The sequence below is a fragment of the Methylocystis sp. JR02 genome (assembly GCF_030063565.1).
GTDB lineage: Bacteria > Pseudomonadota > Alphaproteobacteria > Rhizobiales > Beijerinckiaceae > Methylocystis > Methylocystis iwaonis.
The window spans coordinates 2,463,545-2,483,897 of the sequence record NZ_JASIRC010000001.1 but is presented as its reverse complement, the minus strand read 5'-3'; the positions used below and the strand labels follow the sequence as shown (position 1 = coordinate 2,483,897).

Sequence of the window (20,353 nt, the reverse complement as noted above, 5' to 3'; positions counted from 1 at the left end):
GGTAAACTAAGGATCAGATCGCGCCTTTCCTTATCCGCTCGAAGCCCGCTCATGACCCGACGTCCAAAAATCCTCGTCTTCGACTCCGGCCTCGGCGGCCTCACCGTCTTCTCCGAGATCATCAAGCTGCGGCCCGGCGCGGATTACGTCTATTGTGCTGACGATGCGGGCTTCCCCTATGGCGGTTGGAAAGAGCCCGACCTCGTAAAGCGCGTCGCGCAGGTGATGCAGGAGCTCATCTCCAAATACGCGCCGGATATGGTCGTCATCGCCTGCAATACGGCCTCGACCATCGTGCTGCCGGCTCTGCGGGACCACTGGCCGGACATCCCCTTCGTCGGCACGGTCCCGGCCATCAAGCCGGCGGCGGAGCGCTCGCGCTCGCATCTGATTTCAGTGCTCGGCACGCCCGGCACGGTGGCGCGGGATTACACGCAGAACCTCATCGCGCAATTTGCCGCGCATTGCTGCGTGACGCTCATCGGCTCGGCCATGCTGGCGCGGCTTGCCGAAGCAAGGATGCAGGGGCAGGGCGTTTGCGACGAGGATATCGGCGCCGAAATCGCCTCCTGCTTCAAGGAGGAGGGCGGTGCGCGCACCGACGCCGTCGTGCTCGCCTGCACCCATTATCCGCTGCTCATCGAGGATTTTCGCCGCCTCGCGCCCTGGCCTGTCGACTGGATCGACCCTGCGCCGGCGATTGCGCGGCGGGTGGATCAATTGCTGCGGGACGCGGGCTATGAAGAGACCTTCGCCGCGACCGGGCAGGCAAGCGCGGTGTTCACCAGCGGGGCGAAGCCCGACGCGCAATTGCGCGCCGCGCTCGCGCGTTACGGCTTGGTCGCCGCCTGAGGCTTGTCGGTCAGCGTTTCAAGGAAAGCGACGATCGCGTCGATATCTTTCTCGGAGAGACGCGGCTTCTGCCCTTCCTTACGGTCGTAAGGCGCTTCCTTCGTATTCACATTGGCGCGATATTTGGCCGGCAGATCGTTGAACTTCTCCGCCTTGGGGTACCAGCGCGCCGGATCGGTGTCGCGCGTCGCATAGAAGGCGACGACGTCGCGCAGCTTCGTGAATGCGCCATTGTGCAAATAGGGCCCGGTCACGGCGACGTTTCGCAGGGTCGGCACTTTGAAGGCGCCGCAGACGCTGTCGACATCGAAGCCCGCAGGCGCCAGCTTCTCGAGGCCGGGGCGCTTGCACAGGCCGAGATCGGGCGCATTCGCCGTGGCCGCAATCGCCGGGTTCTTCGGCGCGCCCAGCGCGTCGTAAGTGAAGTCGGTGAAAAGCCAATCTTTCGGGTCGCGCGAGTCTTCCTTGCCGACGTGGCAGGCGAGGCAATTGCCTTTCTTGGGGTCTTTGAAAAGCGCGAAGCCTTTCTTCTCGATCGCCGTCAGTTCCGCCTTGCCGCGCAGATAGTCGTCGAACTTCGAGGCGAAGGGATGGAAGCGCGCGCTCGACTCATAGGCGACGACGGCCTGCGCCAGTTTCTCGAATGCGGCGTCGGGATTGTCGAAGATCTTCTCGCCGTAGACTTCCCTCACGAGCGATGCGTAAGCGCCGTCACGGATCGCCTCCACGGCGAAACGCTTGGAGGGCGCGTTCATCTCCAGCGGATCGAGCAGGGGGCCTTCGAACTGCGCCAGCAGGTCGTTGGCGCGCCCGTCGAGGAATTGGCCTCCCGCAGGGACTTTCTCGATTTTGCCGGTCTCGTCGTCCTTGTCGTCGATGAAGCCGAAGGGCGGCGTGAGAGAGGCGTAGAGGATCGTCGGGGTGTTGCGTTTGCCCAGCGAATTGGGCTGCGAGCCGCGCGCGACGGCTGGGACCGGCGAGCCGTTCGAGCCCTGGAAGGCCGTCGCCGCATCATGGCAGGAGGCGCAGGAGACGCCCGCGGGGCGGGAGAGGGTCTTATCCTCGAAAACGCGTTTTCCCAAGCGCTCGACAGGCGTCAGGCCCGCCTCGTCGGAATCGAGCGCCATGGCGCCGCTAGGGGCGAGCCAAGCGAGCGCGGCAAGCGCAAAAATCAGGGCCCGGCCTTTGGAATAATGGGGAAGCATCGCCGCTCGCGTCGTAAACTGCCTAGCTCGATAGTAGGAAGAGCGCGTCGGGCGCGTCAATTTGGATAGCTTACATTCGTTCCAGATAGGACTGCGCTTTGTCGTCGCGCCTCGCGCCCTGGGTCAGACGCGAACAGCCAATTAGGAAGACTTGAATGCGCAAAACGAACCTCATGTCGATTTGTCTTCTGGCGGCGTTCTGGGCCCTCCCTGCCGTCGCGGATGACTGTTCCGATCTCGAGGCGCAGGAGGCCAAGGTCGCCGCAGCGAAGAATTGCGGTGAGGCTCACAAGCTTTTTGAGGCCTGTCTTTGGGGATCGACCGCCGACATTCAGCGGGGCGCAATGGTGACGGAGACGTGCGAAAAAGCCTTTCTGTCGAGCCTGAAACCCGCCCAGCAGAAAAGCTACAGCCGGAAAAAAGACGCCTGCGCAAAAAAATATCGCAACCAGTCCGGCACAATGTATCGCTCGTTGGAAGCGGTTTGCGCGGCCGATACGGCGCATGATTATTGGAAAAAATACGGAACGAAATAAGGAAGAAGAAAGGCGGCCGGTTGTTCGGCCGCCTTTTGCTTTAGTGCAAGGTCTTCAGCCAATCGTCGACGTTGCGCTTCGCCTGATCCTTGCCAATGCCATATTTTTCCTGGATCTTACCTTCGAACACTTCGCGGCTGCCTTCCATCTTGTCGATCTCGTCGTCGGTGAGCTGCCCCCATTGTTCCTTGATCTTGCCTTTGAATTGCTTCCAGTTGCCTTCAATGCGGTTCCAATCCATGTCGGGTCTCCTGATCGCTTGGCGGGCTCTTGGGACGCCGCCGATGCGCCCAAAACGCATGCGCCGCGGCGACGTTCCGGCGGCAGCTCGGCTTAACAGGCGAATAACCGCCACAATTTATGGTTTCGATTCGGAAAACGAATGAGCCGGATTGGCCCGCGCCAGGATTTGGTCAGCGCCGAGATCGGCTTTTGGAATCGCGCCGCGAACGGGGCGGCGCGCGACGTCAGCTAAGTGAGTAGCCATGACCCAACAGGCCGACGACAAGGAACTCATGGCGGCCTTCGCCGAGTTCAAGCAACTCTTGCAGCGCGAGAGCGAGCCGGTCGGCGCTTCCGCGGCGCCTGCCGTCAGCCTTGCGCCCGAAGCAAACGCCGCGACGCCGGAGGGCGCCGCATTGGAGGCGCCGCGCCTTTTTGCCGCCGACGCTCCGATCGCGCGCCCGCTCGCCAATCATTTTGCGCCGCCGCCGATCGCGCCTGCGCTCAGCGGGTCAGAGGGCTGGTCCGTTGCGTCCTCTGGAGAAGGCGAGGCGACGGTCGCAGAACATGCGGGGAGCGGCGGCCGCCGAAAGCTTGTCTATGTTTCCTTGGCGGTTATCGCGATCGGCGTGGCGAGCCTCGGCTGGACGCTGACCAAGTGGCGCCCGGCGGAAGACCCGGTCGCCGATCTGAGCTTGCCGGCTGAACCCGAGGCCCTGGCGCCCGGCGCCAGTGAGGCGGCGCTCGAGCCGCCTGCCGCCGAACCGGCGAAGGACCTCACTCCCGTCATCGAAACTCCAACGACCGACAAGGCGGAATTGACGCCGCCGCAGGCGGCAGAGGCGCCGGCTCACGGACAGCTCCAGCCTGCAACGGCCCCTGCGCCCGAAGCGGCCGCTACGGCGCTTCCTGAGCCCGCGGCTCCGGCGCCGGCGCCCGCCCCGAGGCGGGTAGAGGCGGTTTCGGCGCCGCCGGCGGCGCCCGAGGCTGTCGCGCCCGTCGCCGCCGCTGCGGCAGGGGCTGCGCTTTCGTCGACTGGCGCCGGCGCCGCGAGATTGACGCCGCCTTCCGCGCCCAGAACAGCCGCGCTGCCGCCCGCAAATCGGTTCACCCCGCCGGAGCCGGCGGCGCCAGCGGCTCAACCGGCGCCCAAGCCGCCCGCGCCCGCCAAGATCGCAAAGCCGAAGGCCGCTCCGGCCGCCGCCGCAGCCAAGCACGCAAAGCCCCGCCCGGCGCCGGCCGAGCGCGCGCCCGTGGCGTCGGCCGCGCCGGTCGCCGCCGCTGCGCCGGAACCCGCTCCGCCGCCGCCGGCGCCGCCTCAGAGCGAGGGCGGCCCCCTGGGCTTCATGAAGCGCACGCTCAACTCCGTGGGCTCCACGATCAGCGGCGTCACGCGCAGCGTGATTCCATAAGTAACCCGTATCCGGTTGCTAAATCAGCCGCTCCGTCGCAAGGTGAAGGCGACGGGGCGGTTTTTCTTTGGGAAAGCGCGCCCCCGGCAAGCGGTCCGGAGAGTTGAACCAATGGCCAAGCCGACCCAGGCGGATGCAGAAGCGGCCGTGCGCGTTCTCATCGAATGGGCGGGCGACGATCCCGATCGCGAGGGGCTGATCGAGACGCCGGCGCGGGTCGCGCGCTCCTACAAGGAGCTGTTCTCCGGCTATGACATCGACCCGCGCGACTATCTGCAGCGCACCTTCGAGGAGGTCGGCGGCTACGACGAGCTCGTGGTTCTCAAAAATATACGCGTCGTGAGCTTCTGTGAGCATCATATGCTGCCGGTTCTGGGCCGAGCGCATGTCGGTTATCTGCCGACGAACCGCGTAGTCGGCATTTCGAAGCTCGCGCGCGTTGTGCACGGCTTCGCGCGCCGCCTGCAAATCCAGGAAAAGCTCACGGCCGAGATCGCATCCGCCATCCAGGACATTCTCAAACCCGCAGGCGTCGGCGTCGTGATCGAGGCCGAACATAATTGCATGACGCTGCGCGGCGTGAACACGCCGGGCTCTCAGCTCACGACGAGCAAGCTGCTCGGCGTCATCCGCGACGATCCGCGCACGCGCGAGGAGTTTTTGGCGCTGGTTCGGGGCGCCTGAAGCCGCTGCGGTCAAAGGCGCTACCGCGCCTGCCGCTGTCCGGAACATCTCTCGCGGGCTCGCGTTATCTCGCCACTTGCTCGAACCGTCGGAGGCGGCAATGGCCGAGGAACGCAATGTGCAACAGCGCCAACACAATGGGCACGGCGAAATGACAGGCGCAATCGCCGAACAGGCGTCGACCGCCGCCGAGCAGATGGGGCGCGCCGTTCAGCAGGGCATGGGCCGAGCCAATGCGGCGCTCAACGCCGTCACCGAGCGCAGCGGACAGGCGGCGCAGCGCACGGGCGAGGTGCTCGGCAATTTCCGCTCGGCGATCGAGACGTCTGCGCGTTCGCAGCCGACGACGACCGTGATGCTCGCCGCCTTCGCCGGCTTCATCTTCGGCGCCTTCTGGAGATTGGGCAAATAAGCCGGCCCGGCGCGTAATCTTTCATCCAATCGCGGTGACGTGTCATGTTCGAGCCGATGATAAAAAGGGCCGAGAACGCCGTCGGCGCCACGATCACGCGCCTCTCCGGAAATGCGATGGCGGCGGTTCCGCTGCTCATCGCTTTCGGCTTCGCCCTGGCGGCCGTCGCCTATTGGGCGAATGAGGCGCTTGGGCCGCTTTTCGGCAATCTTGCAATTGCAGGCGCGTTTTTGGTGATCGCCCTCGTCGTCTACGGTTACGCGCGGCGGCGGGAGGCGGTTCAGCAGGCGCGCGCGAGCGCGGAGCTCGCGGCGCTTACCGAAGCCTCGCCGATCACCGCAATCCAGCGCGCCCTGCAGTCATCCAATGTCTCGCAGGCGCTCTATGATATGGCGCGAAACGTGGCGCCGACTGCGGCCAAGACGGCGGCCGTCTCGGCTTTGCGCGCGGCGCCACGAAACCTGCCGCTGCTTGTCGGCGCCGGTCTCGGGCTGATGGTGGCGTCGCGGCTCGTCGACGCCTGGACCAACGGACGGCGGCATTAGGCGCAATGGACCGCGAGCCTTCAGGCTCGCTTGAAAAATGCGAGCCTGAAGGCTCGCGGTCCATCTAGCCGAACAGCCAGGCGGCCAGCAGCGTCAGCGCCGTGAGGCCGAGGAGCAGCCGGTTGCTCGCGTGCCTTCGGGTCTCCGCCATCGCTTCTATGGAATGCGGCGAGAGGTCGACGCCCTGGTCAGCCATGCGCGAAATGCGCTCGATCGCCATCTCGGCGTCGGCGAGCGTCTTGGGGAGATGGGTCGCAAGGCGCGCCAGTTCCGCGATGCTCTTGCCGGCGTCTTCGATCTTCGCTTTCGGCCCGAGATTTTCCTCGATCCAGCCGCGCACGACCGGGTCGCAGGTCTTCCATATGTCGAGCTTGGGATCGAGCGTGCGCGCGACGCCTTCCGCGACAACCATGGTCTTTTGCAAGAGCACCAGCTCGGTTCGCGTGCGCATGTCGAAGAGCGCCGTGACCTCGAAGAGCAGGGTCAAGAGCCGCGCCATGGAAATATCCGAGGCGTTGACTGTGTGCAGCGGCTCGCCGATGGCGCGCAGCGCCTGCGAGAACTCCTCGATCGAATGTTTCGCCGGCACATAGCCAGCCTCGAAATGCACCTCGGCGACGCGCCGATAGTCGCGCGTGATGAAGCCGTAGAGAATTTCCGCGAGGAAGCGCCGCTCCTTCTCGCCGAGCCGGCCCATGATGCCGAAATCGATGGCGACGAGGCGGCCCTGCTTGTCGACGAAGAGATTGCCCTGATGCATGTCGGCGTGGAAGAAGCCGTCGCGCATGGCGTGGCGCAGGAAGGACTGCAGCACATGGGCGCCGAGCGCCTTGAGGTCGTGGCCTTCGGCGGCGACGCGCTCGAGATCGGAGAGCGGCGCGCCGTCGATCCATTCGAGCGTCAGCACTTCGCGCGCCGTGCGATCCCAATCAACATGCGGCACTTTGATGTCGGGATCATTCGCGACATTTTCGGCGAATTCGGAAGCGGCGGCGGCCTCCAGCCGGAAGTCCGTTTCCAGCTTCACCGTGCGCGCGAGCGTATCGACGACTTCGATCATGCGCAGCCGGCGGCCTTCCGACGACCAGCGTTCGGCGACGCGCGCGACCATATACATGTCGCGCAGGTCGCGGGCGAACTGGCCCTCGACGCCCGGACGCAGCACTTTGACGGCGACCTTGCGCGGCTTTCCGTCGTAGAGCGCGGTGGCCATATGTACCTGCGCCACGGAAGCCGCGGCGACCGGCTCGCCGAAGCTTAGAAAAATTTCGTCGACCTTCCTGCCGAGCGATCTTTCGACGATGTCGATCGCCTTCGCGCGGCCGAAGGGCGCCATGCGATCCTGCAGCGCCGTGAGCGCGTCGGCGATCTCCCCGCCGACGACATCCGGGCGGGTCGCGAGGAATTGGCCGAGCTTCACATAGGACGGGCCGATCTGGGAGAGCGCGCGCACCAGCGCGGCGCCGGCGTTCTCGCCCTTGCCAACGGCAAAGAGATTGGCGATGCGCACGAGCGGCGCGGCGGCGGGCGGCAGAAGATTGAGGTCGAGCGACGTGAAGACCCCTTCGCGCGCCAGAATATAGCCGGCGCGCGCCAGTCGCAGAAAATTGCCTGTTTGAAGGAGCATCCGCCGCCTTAATACTTCCAGCCGGAATGGATCGCGACCACGCCGCCGGTCAGCCGCTCATAGCCCGTGCGCCGGAAACCCGCCTTGCGGATCATGCGCTCGAATTCGTCGGCGGCGGGGAACTGACGGATCGACTCGACGAGGTAGCGATAGGGTTCGCTCTCGCCGGCGACGAGCTTGCCCACCATAGGGATGACGTTGAACGAATAGGCCTCGTAGATTTTGTCGAGCCCCGGCACATTCACCTGCGAGAATTCCAGGCACAGGAAGCGGCCGCCGGGCTTGAGCACGCGATAGGCCTCTTCCAGCGCGACCTGGATGCGCGGCACGTTGCGGATGCCGAAGGCGATCGTATAGGCGTCGAAATGCGCGTCCGGGAAGGGGAGGGATTCGGCGTTGGCCTGGACGAATTCCAGGTTTGCGTCGATGCCCTTCTCGCGGGCGCGGTCGCGGCCGACTTCCAGCATGTCGCCATTGATGTCGAGCACGGTGATCTCGGCGTCGGGAGCCGCCTGGCGGGCGATGCGGAAGGCGATGTCGCCAGTGCCGCCGGCGACGTCCAGATGCTTGAAGCCCCTGCGGTTGCGCGCATTGATCTTGCCGGCGAAGGTATCCTTCCAGAGCCGGTGCAGGCCGCCGGACATCAGGTCGTTCATCACGTCGTAGCGGCGGGCGACCTTATGAAAGACGTCGTCCACGAGGCCCTGCTTCTCGGACAGCGGCACCTCGGAATAGCCGAAATGGGTCGAACCGTCTCGGTCGGAATGGGAATCGGTCATTTAACGCTCGCCTGACATTGGAAGATCGGGGGTGGGTATAGCCGCTCGCGGGCGGGATGGCTATGGGCGGCGGCTGGACCGGACCGCGCGCCTTCCGGCGCGCATCTTCTGGAAGCGAGCCTGAAGGCTCGCGGTCCTCCCCTCGCGGTCCCTCTCCCGCTGCAACCCATTTTATTTACCAGCTTCGTTTATGGTGAATCGCGATCGGGCCCTCGGTAACCAAGCGCCCGCGCGTCGAGGCTGTCGTAATGCGTCCCATGTTCTCCCGGCGTATTTTTTCTTTCTCGATTCTATCGCTCGGCGCCTCCGGCCTCGCCGGCTGCTTTGCGCCGCGCCCCTTTGCCGAGGGCGGCGCCTCCGCCCCCGGCCGGGAGCTGACCCGCACCCTCTCGCGGCCCAATTACGCCGCAACCTATGGGCCTTACCCTGGCGAGCGCTTCGCGGTGCCGGCCGTGAACTACCAGAACATCGACCCGCGGTTCCTGCGCCAGACGGTCGACTATCCCTGGGAGGAGCCGGTCGGCTCGGTCGTGGTCGATCCCGGCGCCTATCACCTCTATTTCGTGGAGGCCCCCGGCCGCGCCACCCGCTATGGCGTCGGCGTCGGCCGCGAGGGCTTCGGCTGGTCCGGCCCGGCGCGGATCAACATGAAGCGGGATTGGCCGGATTGGGTGCCGCCGCGCGAGATGATCGCGCGCGACCCCGAGATCAGGGCGCGTCTGGAGCCCACCTCGCGCGGCCTCGGCGTGCGCGGCGGGCCGCTCAGCCCCTTGGGCGCCCGCGCCATGTATCTCTTCGGCGAGGGACGCGATCTCGGTTATCGCATCCATGGCACGCTGGAGCCGGAGACCGTCGGCTCGAATGTTTCTTCCGGCTGTATCCGCATGGTCAACCAGGACATTGTGCATCTTTATACGCGCGCGGCGATCGGAACGCCGGTGACGGTGCTGTCGACTTAGGCTGGCGGGTGTGGCGGGCAATTTGCTATTGCGTTTCCAAGGGCGCCGCCCGAAGCGCGATTGTAGATAGAATGCCCGAACTGCCCGAAGTCGAAACTGTCCGGCGCGGACTTTGGCCCGCGCTCGCCGGCGCGCGTATTTCGCGCGTCGAGCAGCGGCGCAAGGATTTGCGCTTTCCTTTTCCCCCCGATTTCGCCGCGCGCCTCTCGGGCAGGCGCATTCTCGATCTACGCCGCCGCGCCAAATATCTCCTTGCCGATCTCGAAGGCGGCGAGACGCTCGTCATGCATCTCGGCATGAGCGGCTCCTTCCGCGTCGACGGGGATCTTCCGGGGTTCTTCCACCATCCGCGCGACAAGAGCGCCGCGCATGACCATGTCGTCTTCCACATGGAGACCGGCGCGCGCGTGACCTACAACGATCCGCGCCGCTTCGGTTTAATGTTGCTGGTTCCAACGCCCGAGCTCGACTCCCATAAGCTCTTCAAGGACCTCGGCGTCGAGCCGCTGGGCGAAGCGCTCGACGCGGCCTTTCTGGCGCGCGCTTTTCGGGGCCGCGCGGCGCCGGCCAAGGCCTTGTTGCTGGATCAGAGGCTCATCGCCGGGCTCGGCAATATCTATGTCTGCGAGGCGCTGCACGGGGCCGGAATTTCGCCCTTGCGCGAAGGGGGCAAGCTCGTGACGGCCGCCGGCAAGCCGACCGCCGCGCTCGCGCGCCTGCCGCAGACCATCAAAAACGTGCTCGAAGCGGCGCTGGCGGCGGGCGGCTCGTCGCTGCGCGATCATCGGCAGGCGGACGGGTCGCTCGGCTATTTCCAGCATTCCTTCCGTGTGTACGACCGCGAAGGCGCCGCCTGTCCGACGCAGGGTTGCAAGGGGACGATCGCTCGGGCCGTGCAGTCGGGGCGGTCGAGCTTCTACTGCCCTGTCTGCCAGAAGTGACGCGCCGTCATTGCGAGCGAAGCGAAGCAATCCAGAGCCGCAATGGCTGCCCTGGGTTGCTTTGTCGCTACGCTCCTCGCAATGACGCCGGCCTCCAAGCGGCGCCCCGGCGGCCTTGCCCGGGCCGCGCTGGCGGGCCATAACCTCTCCCATGTCCCCCTCATCGCTCGAGCCGGCGCTTTCGGTTCACGGCCTCTGCAAGACCTATGGCAAGCGTAGCGTCGTCGGGCCGCTCGAATTTTCGCTGCCGCCGGGCTCGGTCACGGCGCTGCTTGGCGGCAATGGCGCCGGCAAGACGACGACGATCGGCATGGTCATGGGGCTGATCGAGCCCACGGCCGGCGCGATCCGCATCTTCGGCCATGATCTGTTGCGCGAGCGCTACCAAGTGCTCGGCCGCATGAATTTCGAAAGCCCTTACGTCGATCTGCCGCATCGTCTCACCGTGCGGCAGAACTTGCGCGTCTTCGGTCTGCTTTATGACGTGGCCGATGTCGACGCCAAGATCGAGGAGCTTGCCGAGGCCCTGGCGCTCGGCGAATTCCTCGACCGCCAGACGGGGCGCCTCTCGGCCGGCCAGAAGACCCGCGTCGCCATCGCCAAGGCGCTGATCAACGATCCGCAATTGCTGCTGCTCGACGAGCCCACGGCCTCGCTCGACCCCGACACGGCCGATTGGGTGCGCGCGCGGCTCGAGGCGCATCGCGCCACGCATAATTGCGCCATCCTGCTCGCCTCGCACAATATGAGCGAGGTCGAGCGGCTCTGCGATCGCGTGCTGATGCTGAAGGAGGGCGTCATTTTCGATGACGGCTCTCCTGCAGATCTTTTGGCGCGCTATGGCCGCGACAATCTCGAAGACGTGTTTCTCGACGTCGCGCGCGGGCGCGCGGGGGCGGCATGATGCGCGACGCCTTCTCGATCAAGCGCGTCGGCGCCATGCTCCTGCGCTACAGCTATCTGCTGCGCGCCTCCTATACGCGCATTCTCGACATCATTTATTGGCCGCTGGTGCAGATGCTCACCTGGGGCTTTCTGCAAACCTATCTCGTGAAGGCGGGCGCGCTTCAGGCGCCGGGCGGGGCGGCGCAGGCTGCGGGCACGCTCATCGGCGCGATACTGCTGTGGGACATTCTGCTGCGCGGCCAGCAGGGCTTCTCCTTTTCCTTCATCGAGGAAATGTGGTCGCGCAATCTCCCCAATATTCTCATGAGCCCGCTGCGGCCGCCGGAATTCATCGTCTCGCTCATCTTGATGAGCATTCTGCGTCTCTTCGTCGGCGTCGTGCCGGTGACGCTGATGGCGATCCTGTTCTTTGGCTTCAATCTTTGGGCGCTCGGCGTCGCTTTCGGCGCCTTCTTCGTCGTGCTGATGTTCTTCGCCTGGAGCATCGGGCTTCTGGTGTCGGGAATTTTGCTGCGCTACGGATTGGGCGCAGAAAATCTCGTGTGGTCGCTGATGTTTTTCGTGCAGCCGCTCGGGGCGGTCTATTACCCGGTCTCGACCTTGCCCTTCTGGCTGCAGCCGATCTCATGGATGCTGCCGCCGACCTATGTCTTCGAAGGACTGCGCGCCGTGCTGATCGAGTATGTTATTCGCTGGGATTTGCTGGCGCAGGGCTTTGCGATCGACGTTGCGATGTTCTCGCTCGCTGCTTTCGCCTTCGGCCGCTTGCTGAAAAGTGCGCGCCGCGCCGGCACGCTGTTGCAGACCGGGGAGTGAGCCACTTGCCGTCATTGCGAGGAGCGCAGCGAGGAAGCAATCCAGGGCAGCTACAGCGACTCTGGATTGCTTCGCTCCGCTCGCAATGACGAAGCAACTACGGATTTCCTAAAATGGCGACGAAACGCGCCGATGCGGCGCTTCATGAATGGGGCTATTTCGAAAGCCGCGCCAAGGCGCGTGAGGCGATCGAAGCGGGGCTCGTGACGGTCGATGGGCGCGTCGTCGCCAAGCCCTCGGCGCCGATTGCGGAAGGCGCAAAGATCAGCGCCGCCGCGCCTTACCCTTGGGTGTCGCGCGGCGGCGTGAAGCTCGCGCATGCGCTCGACGCTTTCGGCGTCGATCCACAAGGCCGCTACTGCCTCGATGTCGGCGCCTCGACGGGCGGCTTTACCGACGTGCTGCTGGCGCGTGGCGCGCGGCATGTCGCGGCGGTCGATGTCGGGCATGGCCAACTGCATGAGAAGCTGCGGAGTGATGCGCGCGTCACTTCGATGGAAGGGCAGGACGCGCGCACATTGACGCTGTCGCAGCTTCACGAAGCGCCATCCTTGATCGTCATGGACGCGAGCTTCATTTCGCTATCAGCGCTGCTGCCCAATGTGCTCACTCTCGCCGCACGCCCATGCGATCTCGTTGCGCTCATCAAGCCGCAATTCGAAGCCGGCCGCGCCGCCGTGAAGAAAGGCGTGGTGCGCGACGAGAAGATTCACGCCGATGTCTGCGACAAGGCGAGGCGCGAGATCGAGACGCTCGGCTGGCGTGTCCTCGGCGTCGTCGCTTCGCCCATCGAAGGCGGCGATGGCAATCGCGAATTCCTCATCCACGCGGCCAAACCATGAAAAAGCTTTACATCGAACGTCTCGGCCTTCGCGGCGAGGGCGTCGCCCTCGACAGCGACGCGCGCGTCTTCGTGCCTTATGCGCTGCCGGGCGAGACAGTAGTCGCTGAGGTCGAGGGCGATCACGCGCGGCTCGTCGAAATCATCGAGCCCTCACCCGATCGCATCGCGCCCTTCTGCCCGCATTACGCCCATTGCGGCGGCTGCGCGGTGCAGGCCTTGGCGCCCGCCGCCTATGCGGAGTGGAAGCGCGGCCTTGTCGTGACGGCGCTGCGTAACGCGGGCCTCTCTTGCGAGGTTGCGCCGCTGGTCGATGCGCATGGCGCGGGACGCCGGCGCGTCACTTTTCACGCGCGCATGGAGAAGGGCCATGCCCGCGTCGGCTTCATGGCGGCGCGTTCGCATGAGATCGTCGAGATCGAAAGCTGCCCGCTGCTCGTTCCCGAGCTTGCGGGCGCGTTGCCGGCGGCGCGGGCGATTGCGCAAATCCTCGCCGCGCGCGGCAAGCCGCTCGATCTCTCTTTCACCGCGACGCTCGATGGCATGGATGTCGATCTGCGCGGGCCCGGCCCGCTGGAGGAACATGAGACAGGTGCGCTCATCAAAGCAGCCGAGGCGCATGATCTCGCGCGGCTTTCCAACCACGGCAGGCTGGTGGCGCTGCGCCGTTCGCCTGTCGCGCTAATCGGCTCTGCGCGCGTTTCCATTCCGCCGGGATGCTTTCTTCAAGCGACGGCAGCGGGCGAAGAAGCAATCGCTACACGTGTGTTAGCAGCGGCCAAGGGCGGCAAACGCATCGCCGATCTCTTCTGCGGCGTCGGCGCCTTTGCGTTGCGCCTGGCGCAACATGCGCGTGTCTCCGCCTTTGATTCCGCCGCTGATGCGGTCGAGGCCATGTTCGCGAGCGCCCGCAACTCGGAAGGGCTCAAGCCGCTCGACGGCGCGGCGCGGGATCTCTTCGAGCGCCCGCTTTCCGTGCAGGAGCTCGCGCCCTTCGATGTCGTGGTTTTCGATCCGCCGCGCGCGGGCGCGCAGGCGCAGGCGCGGGAGATCGCCAAATCGGCGGTGAAAACCGTGGTCGCCGTCTCCTGCGGCGCCCAAAGTTTCGCGCGGGACGCCGCAATTTTGCTCAACGGCGGGTACTCACTGTCCCTCGTCACGCCCATTGATCAGTTCCGCCACGCCCCCCATGTCGAAATTGTCGCGGTTTTCTCGCGGCGGGACGGGCAAAAGCGGTTAAAACGGGCTCTTCTAGGGTGAAAGCCTTAATTTTTAGGTAACATTCCTGTGACGAGAATGTCTCGAAGGACGGGAAAAACGACTCATCGGATAGGATCAGAAGCGGAGCCGGTTGCCGAGGAAAAGAATCAGGCATAGGATTTGCTGGTGTTCCTGGGTGTAGGCGGAAATCGAGTGATTTCCGGGAACTGGAAGGAGATAATCATGATGAATGCGCTGATCGCCGCAGCATTATGCAGTGTCGTCCTCGCGAGTGCGCCCGCTGCGGCGCGCGCTTACGTCTACGCCCGCAAGAAAGACGCCATGGCCCGCCGGCGCCGCCATTATTACTGAGGTCCGGCTCAACCCGAGGGCGCTTCTCTGTCTCAGAGTGATTCGTTCGACGCGCCCGATCTCTGCGATCGCCTGAAGGCGATCGTCGGAGCTTCCGCCGTGATAACCGATGCGGCGGATATGGACGCCTATCTGTCCGAGCCGCGTGACCTTTATCACGGCCGCGCCCTTTGCGTCGTCAGACCGAAAGATGCCGGCGAAGTCGCCCGTGTGCTGGCGCTCTGCAACGAGCATGGCGTGGGGATTGTTCCGCAAGGCGGCAATACGGGCCTTGTGGGCGGCCAGACGCCGGACATGAGCGGCCGGCAGATCGTCCTTTCCTTGCAAAGATTGGATCGCGTGCGCGAGGTCGATCCATCCTCCGACGCCATGACGCTCGAAGCCGGCGTGACGCTCGCGCGGGCGCAGGAAATCGCTCAGTCCGTCGACCGTTATTTCCCCTTGTCGCTGGCGTCCGAGGGAAGCTGCACGATCGGGGGCAATCTTGCGACAAACGCCGGCGGCGTGCATGTGCTCGCTTATGGCGCGGCGCGGGACCTCGTGTTCGGGCTGGAAGTCGCGCTCGCCGACGGGCGGATTCTCTCGACGCTCGGCAAGCTGCGCAAGGATAACACCGGCTATAATCTCACCCAGCTTTTCGTAGGCTCCGAGGGCACGCTTGGCGTCATTACCGCCGCGACGCTGAAGCTCTTCCCACGCCCGCGCTCGCGCGCCGTCGCATTCCTCGGCCTCGACGATCCGGCCAAAGCGCTGGCGCTGCTCAACTTCATGAAGGGCCATGCCGGGCCGGGCCTGCATGCCTTCGAGCTGATTCCCCGTGTGGGGCTCGAGCTTGTCTTGCGGCAAATTCCCGGCGCGCGCGATCCGCTTCTATCGCCCCATCCCTGGTATGCGCTTCTCGAAATTGCCGGCTTTGCCGAGGGCGAGGCCGAACGGACAGCGGCGCTGTCGCTTGCGCAGGCGCTGGAGGCGGGCCTCGCCCACGACGCCACCATCGCGCAGTCGCTCGACCAGGCTGACGGCCTCTGGCGGCTGCGGGAGAGCCTTTCCGAAGCGCAAAAGCGCGAGGGCGGTTCGATCAAGCACGACATCTCCGTGCCCATCGAGCGCATCCCTGCCTTCATCGCTGAAGCCGGCGCGCGAATCGCCGCCGCTTTCCCGCAGGCGCGACCGGTTCCCTTCGGCCATATGGGGGATGGCAATCTTCACTATAATGTCTCGCAGCCGCTCGGCGCCGACAAGGCGGCTTTTGTCGCGTGCTGGGACGACATGAATGACATCGTCCATGGGCTCGTGCACGAATATGGCGGGTCCATTTCCGCCGAGCACGGAATCGGCCGATTGAAGCGCGACCTTCTCCCCCGCGTGAAAGACCCTGTCGCGCTCGACCTGATGCGCGCCTTGAAGAAGACGCTCGATCCGAAGGGCGTGCTCAATCCGGGCAAGCTGATCTGATACCTTTTTCGTTTGGATAGCGCGCATGGGGACGTGTCATTCCCGGCGGGCTGAAAGCCCGACCGGGAATCCAGAGCCATAAAAGCGCTGGTTTTGCTCTGGATTCCCGATCGCTCGCGTTGCGAGCGTCGGGAATGACAACGAACCAATCGAGCAGATCGCGTATGGTCAGCCAAAAAGCGTGCGGCTGAGCGGCTCCTGCAAATGTGGCCCGTCTTCCGTCGCCTTATTGATCGCGGGGGCGATCTCGAAAAATTCGAGCGCGCTATCCGCCGCCGGCCTCAGCAGCGCAGCGGCCCTTTCGTCGCTGACGTCGTCGCAATCCAGCCAGGCGGCGAAGTCCTTCGGCTCGAGAACCGCGGGCATCCGCTCATGCACGGCGATTGTCGCCGCATTGGCCGCTGTGGTGAGAATACAGGCCGTGTCGATCTCGGAGCCGTCCGCGCCGGCATAGGTCTCCCACAAGCCGGCCATGCCCATTGGAGCCCCGTCGGCGCGGCGGAAGAGGTAGGGCTTGCGCATGATTTTTCGCCCGGCGCCTAGCTTCAGCCATTCATAATAAGCGTCGGCGGGGACAAGACAGCGCCGCCGCTTCATGGCGGCGCGAAAACTCGCTTTTTCAAGAACCGTCTCGGATCTCGCGTTGAAAATTAACGGAAAATCACGGGGGTCTTTGACAAACCCCGGCAGGAAGCCCCAGCGCGCCAGCATGAAGCGCGGCGCCGGACGCCCATCCTGGCGCGTGCTCGCGACGATCGCGATCGGCTGGGTCGGCGCGATGTTGTAACGTGGCGGGAAATTAGGCGTTTCGGGATAGCCGAACAGCTTCCTGATCGCCTCGGGCGCGGAGGTGAGCGCATAGCGTCCGCACATCTTCCTTCTACTCACTTCTTCTGCCGCGGGACTGCGGAGAGGCCTTGGCCACAAATGGGCAGGACCGGGCAAGGAATTTTTATCATATTCAGTTCAAGCTCATAGCGAGTGCATTGGCGAGAACCAGATGAACTTGGACGTGCAACTTATCGAGCCGAGCGAAGCGCGCCCGAGGGCGGTCGAGCAGTTGCAGTCGAAGACGCTGGTCAACCCCATCTCCGGGCTCGCCAACGACTACCTCAACCTGTTCAACGAACTCGTCATGATTCTCGAGCAGATTCCGATCATGCCGGAATTATTCGAGGATCTCTGCGCCTGGCGTCCGGTCAGCTATCAGGAATATTTCCGCCGCTCGCCGCTTCCCGGCCGGCATTCGGCGCTGGCGGCCTATGAGGAGCTGAGCCCGAATTTTCGGCGTCGTTTCGAGACCTTTGTGGCTGAGCTCGACGTCATCGCGCTGGCGAGTGTCGCCGCTGTCCGGCGGCAGCTCCGCGACGGAGGGCCGCAAGATATGGAGCGCCTCCAGACGACCTGCGCGCGCGGCGGCGAAAAGATGCGTGTCATCCTTCTGCGCGCCTCCCGCCTGGTCAATTACGCCAATATCGAAAGCTGAAGGACGCTATCTGCCGCGCGCAAAGAAGGCCGAGAGTCTCTCGCGCGTCGTGGGGGAGGCGAGCGCCTGCGCGAAAAGGGCGGCTTCTTCGTCGATTCGGGCCAAAATTTCCGCCGGATCGCCGCGCATCAGCCGCCGCGCCGCGAGGAGGGCCGCGGGCGGCTTTTGCGCAAGCTTCTTCGCCGCGGCCATCGCCGTTTCGAGCACCGCCTCCGGTTCGGCCAAGGCGTTGACCAAGCCGAGCCGGAAGGCGTCCTCGCCTGAGAAATCCTCTCCAGCCAAGAGATATTGAGACGCCCGCGCCATGCCGAATCGTCGGGGAACGAGGAGGCTCGCCCCGGCCTCCGGCACGAGGCCGAGATCGATGAAAGGCATGCGAAGCCGCGCCTGCGGGGTCGCATAGACCAGGTCGCAATGGAAAAGCATGGTCGCGCCGACGCCGATGGCGTCGCCGGTGACCGCCGCGACCATGGGCTTTTCAAAGGCCGCCAGCGTTCGCACGAATGCAAGCGCCGGGAAATCTTCCGGTTTTTCCATAAAGTCGCGGAAGTCCCCGAGATCGTTCCCGGCAGTGAAGTCCGCCCCTATCCCTGAGAAAACGACCGCGCGGACGGCCGCGTCGCGGCGCGCCTCGTCGAGCGCTCGGATGAGCGCCAAGTAGCTTTCGCGGTCGAGCGCATTCTTTTTTTCCGGCCTGTTGAAGGCGAGCCAAAGGGCGCCCTCGCTGCGCGCATTCAAAACCTTCTCGGACATTTCGGAACCCGTTTTGTCCAATTTCAGAGGGGCTTGTCAGAATTCGACCATCGGGCGCAGCCCCTCGTCGCTCGCGCCGGTGATCCGCCGCGACGGCCTCGTAGAGACGCCCAACGCCGCGAACCGCCTCCCGCCAAGATTGTGGCTCGTTGCCAATTCGAAAAGTATAATTTATGGGGGATAATGGCGCAAAGGTGCGGCCCAGGCGGTGGGGAATGGGCGACTTCTTCACATCGATTTTTGGAAATCCCGCGCAGCGCACGCAAAGCTTCCTTCGAGGCGCGGAGCTCCGCCTGATCGACAATATCGTCGAATCATTGCCGGCGCGTGTCGAAGCAATTCAGCTTTCGGGCGTGGGCGCGTGCGGCGCCCTGGTCGCGTCGATCGCCCTGATTGCGTGCAATCATTTCCCGCACGCCATATGGATGGTCCCCATTGCTATGGCGATCAATTGGTTCGGCCTCTCTGTCGATCTGCCGCTCGCGCGCAAACGCCAGCAGGAAGCTGCCGCGGAGGGCATGGCGCATCATCTCGGCGAGATATTTTCCCATCTCTCGGTTTTGATCGCTTATGGCTTTTCGCCTTTTTTCACTGTGCGCGCGGCGACCGTCGTGGTGATCTGCTACCTGCTCTTCGCGGCCTATGCCTATATTCGCGCGGCGACCCGCCATGTCGAGCAAATGGCCTATATCGGGATCGGCGTGACGGAATTTCGGATTTTACTGGCTTTTTGGCCCTTCGCCGCCGTCCTCCTGGGCGTGCCGCAGAGCCTTGGGGATAAGCAGCCCGCCATCGACGTCGCGGTCTTGTCGCTTGCCGGATTTGCAATTATCGGCTTGCTCGCGAAGCTTTTCTTCGATGGCCGGAAAATCACGGCGGCATCCGGGCGCGACGACTAATGTTTCGCCACAAAGTCCTCGCATGTTCGGCCAAAGAATAGGCGCGGCTGGACAGCATTAAGGTTGCCGCAACCTTACCAGACGATCCTTGGCGTGGTGTCAGTAAACCTTAATAATTAGCTGTGACATAAGCGCCACATCACAAGGGAATCGCGATGGGCGGAGTTTAATAAACCTGTCCGGTTCTTGGTTCGGTGGTACGCTTTCTGTTAGTTTTGGGCTCCCCTCCTTTGGAGAGCCTCGACGCGGTTGGAGTGGCTTTGACAACTTTTCGTCTCGATCTACTCAAGCACATTTCTCTTCTCGCCATGTGCGGCGCGCTCGCCGCATGCGGAATCACGCCGGCGAGCGGGCCGTCGCGCGACGAGATGGTGAAGGGCGTTTCGGCGATGGCGCAGGATGGCGAAGCGCCTTTTGCCTGGGTGGAAGTCGACCGGCACACGCTGGATATTCTCGCGCGTCGGGCGCCGCCCACTCTGCGCGGCTTCTTCGGCGATTATCGCCCCTCCGCGTCGCAGGTGATCGGCATGGGCGACGCTCTGCAGATTACCGTATGGGAGGCGGCTTCCGGCGGGCTGTTCTCGGCCGGCGAGTCGGCCGGCGGCGTCAGCCCGGGCTCCCGCTCCTCCATCATTCCCGAGCAGATCGTTGGGCATGATGGCTCCGTGACAGTGCCTTATGCGGGACGCATCCAGGTCGCCGGGCGCACGCAGCAGCAGGTCGAGACCGCCATTGTCGAGCGTCTGCGCGGAAAGGCGATCGAGCCCCAGGCGCTCGTGAATGTTACGCGGAACGTCACCAACACGGTGACTGTGACGGGAGAAGTGGCGAATGGCGCCCGCGTCCCGCTCAATCTGCGCGGCGATCGAATTCTCGACGTTGTCGCCCAGGCCGGCGGTTACCGGTCGCCTGTCCACGAAACCTTCATCAGCGTCACGCGCGGCAGCCGGACCGCGCGCGCGCCGCTCCAGGCGCTTTTGGCGAACCCGAGCGAGAATATCTATGTGCGCCCAGGAGATATACTGACAGTTGAAAGCCGGCCGCAGACATTTACTGTCGCGGGCGCCGCAGGCGCGAACGCCGTGATCCCCTTCGACGCGCGCGGCATCACGCTGGAGGAGGCGATCGGCAAGTCGGGCGGCTTGAACGACAACCGCGCGGATCCCGACGGCCTGTTTGTTCTGCGCTACGAGCCGACGACGCTCGTCCGCGAGTTCCCGAATGTTTCTCCGCAGCTTTTGCAGCAGCCGCAAATCCCGGTCGCCTATCATTTGAACATGAAGGATCCGACCGCGCTCTTCGCGGCGCGCCGATTCGCGGTCCGCGACAAGGACATCATCTACATCTCCAACGCGCCTTTGGCCGAGATCGGCAAAGTGGTGCAGCTCGTCCAGATGGTCGCGCAACCAGCAGTCCAGGGGATGGCGGTCAGCCGTATCGGCCATTGATAA

General features: G+C 64.5%; 23 protein-coding genes. 17 read left to right on the top strand and 6 right to left on the bottom strand.

The features are described from left to right. The first annotated feature begins 51 nt into the window (after positions 1-51). On the top strand, positions 52-852 hold the full coding sequence (gene murI / locus QNA11_RS11865) for a glutamate racemase (protein ID WP_283483203.1): 801 nt from the start codon (positions 52-54) through the stop codon (positions 850-852). Here the strand turns inward: murI and QNA11_RS11860 are convergent. Beyond that, positions 831-2,057, bottom strand: coding sequence for a cytochrome-c peroxidase (locus QNA11_RS11860; protein ID WP_283483202.1), 1,227 nt, complete (start codon positions 2,055-2,057; stop codon positions 831-833). The two genes, murI and QNA11_RS11860, sit on opposite strands and share 22 nt — an antisense overlap. Before the next feature lie 155 nt (positions 2,058-2,212). On the opposite strand from QNA11_RS11860, the gene QNA11_RS11855 reads away from it, so the two are divergent. Continuing rightward, positions 2,213-2,593 carry a hypothetical protein gene (locus QNA11_RS11855; RefSeq protein ID WP_283483201.1) on the top strand — a complete coding sequence of 127 codons (381 nt, stop codon included), beginning with the start codon at positions 2,213-2,215 and terminating at the stop codon, positions 2,591-2,593. 40 nt (positions 2,594-2,633) lie between these two features. Here QNA11_RS11855 and QNA11_RS11850 read toward each other — a convergent pair whose 3' ends face one another. Next, a complete protein-coding gene (locus QNA11_RS11850; RefSeq protein WP_202074129.1) occupies positions 2,634-2,834 on the bottom strand; it encodes a CsbD family protein in 201 nt (66 codons plus the stop codon). Positions 2,835-3,078: 244 nt separating this feature from the next. On the opposite strand from QNA11_RS11850, the gene QNA11_RS11845 reads away from it, so the two are divergent. The 4 genes from QNA11_RS11845 to QNA11_RS11830 all read left to right on the top strand — a co-directional run bounded on the left by QNA11_RS11845 (position 3,079) and on the right by QNA11_RS11830 (position 5,868). Continuing rightward, on the top strand, positions 3,079-4,227 hold the full coding sequence (locus QNA11_RS11845) for a hypothetical protein (protein WP_283483200.1): 1,149 nt from the start codon (positions 3,079-3,081) through the stop codon (positions 4,225-4,227). A 111-nt stretch (positions 4,228-4,338) separates the two neighbouring features. Continuing rightward, positions 4,339-4,911 (top strand): GTP cyclohydrolase I FolE, encoded by a 573-nt coding sequence (gene folE, locus QNA11_RS11840; protein ID WP_202073969.1) that lies wholly within the window; start codon positions 4,339-4,341, stop codon positions 4,909-4,911. Positions 4,912-5,011: 100 nt separating this feature from the next. Beyond that, positions 5,012-5,323: a hypothetical protein gene (locus QNA11_RS11835; protein WP_202073968.1), complete on the top strand. Its 312-nt coding sequence runs from the start codon at positions 5,012-5,014 to the stop codon at positions 5,321-5,323. A gap of 44 nt (positions 5,324-5,367) precedes the next feature. Continuing rightward, a complete protein-coding gene (locus QNA11_RS11830) occupies positions 5,368-5,868 on the top strand; it encodes a hypothetical protein (RefSeq protein WP_202073967.1) in 501 nt (166 codons plus the stop codon). Positions 5,869-5,932: 64 nt separating this feature from the next. Here the strand turns inward: QNA11_RS11830 and ubiB are convergent, their stop codons facing one another. Further along, positions 5,933-7,495, bottom strand: a complete 1,563-nt coding sequence (gene ubiB, locus QNA11_RS11825; protein ID WP_283483199.1) for a 2-polyprenylphenol 6-hydroxylase — start codon at positions 7,493-7,495, stop codon at positions 5,933-5,935. Between the two features lie 8 nt (positions 7,496-7,503). Continuing rightward, positions 7,504-8,274: a bifunctional demethylmenaquinone methyltransferase/2-methoxy-6-polyprenyl-1,4-benzoquinol methylase UbiE gene (ubiE, locus tag QNA11_RS11820; RefSeq protein ID WP_283483198.1), complete on the bottom strand. Its 771-nt coding sequence runs from the start codon at positions 8,272-8,274 to the stop codon at positions 7,504-7,506. A gap of 248 nt (positions 8,275-8,522) precedes the next feature. On the opposite strand from ubiE, the gene QNA11_RS11815 reads away from it, so the two are divergent. The 8 genes from QNA11_RS11815 (at position 8,523) to QNA11_RS11780 (ending at position 15,764) form a co-directional block, all read left to right on the top strand. Next, positions 8,523-9,233, top strand: coding sequence for a L,D-transpeptidase (locus tag QNA11_RS11815; protein ID WP_283483197.1), 711 nt, complete (start codon positions 8,523-8,525; stop codon positions 9,231-9,233). Between the two features lie 71 nt (positions 9,234-9,304). Next, a complete protein-coding gene (gene mutM, locus QNA11_RS11810) occupies positions 9,305-10,174 on the top strand; it encodes a bifunctional DNA-formamidopyrimidine glycosylase/DNA-(apurinic or apyrimidinic site) lyase (RefSeq protein ID WP_283483196.1) in 870 nt (289 codons plus the stop codon). A gap of 151 nt (positions 10,175-10,325) precedes the next feature. After that, positions 10,326-11,078: an ABC transporter ATP-binding protein gene (locus QNA11_RS11805; protein WP_283483195.1), complete on the top strand. Its 753-nt coding sequence runs from the start codon at positions 10,326-10,328 to the stop codon at positions 11,076-11,078. Further along, a complete protein-coding gene (locus QNA11_RS11800; protein ID WP_283483194.1) occupies positions 11,075-11,896 on the top strand; it encodes an ABC transporter permease in 822 nt (273 codons plus the stop codon). The genes QNA11_RS11805 and QNA11_RS11800 overlap by 4 nt, the downstream gene beginning before the upstream one ends. 113 nt (positions 11,897-12,009) lie before the next feature. Next, on the top strand, positions 12,010-12,738 hold the full coding sequence (locus QNA11_RS11795) for a TlyA family RNA methyltransferase (RefSeq protein ID WP_283483193.1): 729 nt from the start codon (positions 12,010-12,012) through the stop codon (positions 12,736-12,738). Beyond that, positions 12,735-13,997, top strand: a complete 1,263-nt coding sequence (locus tag QNA11_RS11790; protein ID WP_283483192.1) for a class I SAM-dependent RNA methyltransferase — start codon at positions 12,735-12,737, stop codon at positions 13,995-13,997. Before QNA11_RS11795 ends, QNA11_RS11790 begins: the two co-directional genes overlap by 4 nt. 183 nt (positions 13,998-14,180) lie before the next feature. Next, positions 14,181-14,309, top strand: a complete 129-nt coding sequence (locus QNA11_RS11785; protein ID WP_283483191.1) for a hypothetical protein — start codon at positions 14,181-14,183, stop codon at positions 14,307-14,309. Between the two features lie 102 nt (positions 14,310-14,411). Continuing rightward, positions 14,412-15,764, top strand: coding sequence for an FAD-binding oxidoreductase (locus QNA11_RS11780; protein ID WP_283484207.1), 1,353 nt, complete (start codon positions 14,412-14,414; stop codon positions 15,762-15,764). 168 nt (positions 15,765-15,932) lie between these two features. Here QNA11_RS11780 and QNA11_RS11775 read toward each other — a convergent pair whose 3' ends face one another. Continuing rightward, positions 15,933-16,637, bottom strand: coding sequence for an SOS response-associated peptidase (locus tag QNA11_RS11775; RefSeq protein WP_283483190.1), 705 nt, complete (start codon positions 16,635-16,637; stop codon positions 15,933-15,935). A 127-nt stretch (positions 16,638-16,764) separates the two neighbouring features. Here QNA11_RS11775 and QNA11_RS11770 point away from each other — a divergent pair, with 127 nt between their 5' ends. Then, positions 16,765-17,250: a hypothetical protein gene (locus QNA11_RS11770; RefSeq protein WP_202073958.1), complete on the top strand. Its 486-nt coding sequence runs from the start codon at positions 16,765-16,767 to the stop codon at positions 17,248-17,250. A 6-nt stretch (positions 17,251-17,256) separates the two neighbouring features. Here QNA11_RS11770 and QNA11_RS11765 read toward each other — a convergent pair whose 3' ends face one another. Beyond that, a complete protein-coding gene (locus QNA11_RS11765) occupies positions 17,257-18,003 on the bottom strand; it encodes an enoyl-CoA hydratase-related protein (protein WP_283483189.1) in 747 nt (248 codons plus the stop codon). A 215-nt stretch (positions 18,004-18,218) separates the two neighbouring features. Here QNA11_RS11765 and QNA11_RS11760 point away from each other — a divergent pair, with 215 nt between their 5' ends. Then, positions 18,219-18,902 carry a CDP-alcohol phosphatidyltransferase family protein gene (locus QNA11_RS11760; protein WP_283483188.1) on the top strand — a complete coding sequence of 228 codons (684 nt, stop codon included), beginning with the start codon at positions 18,219-18,221 and terminating at the stop codon, positions 18,900-18,902. Positions 18,903-19,156: 254 nt separating this feature from the next. Then, entirely contained in the window at positions 19,157-20,350 is a 1,194-nt protein-coding gene (locus QNA11_RS11755; RefSeq protein WP_434085969.1) for a polysaccharide biosynthesis/export family protein, read from the top strand. The last annotated feature ends 3 nt before the right edge of the window (positions 20,351-20,353 follow it).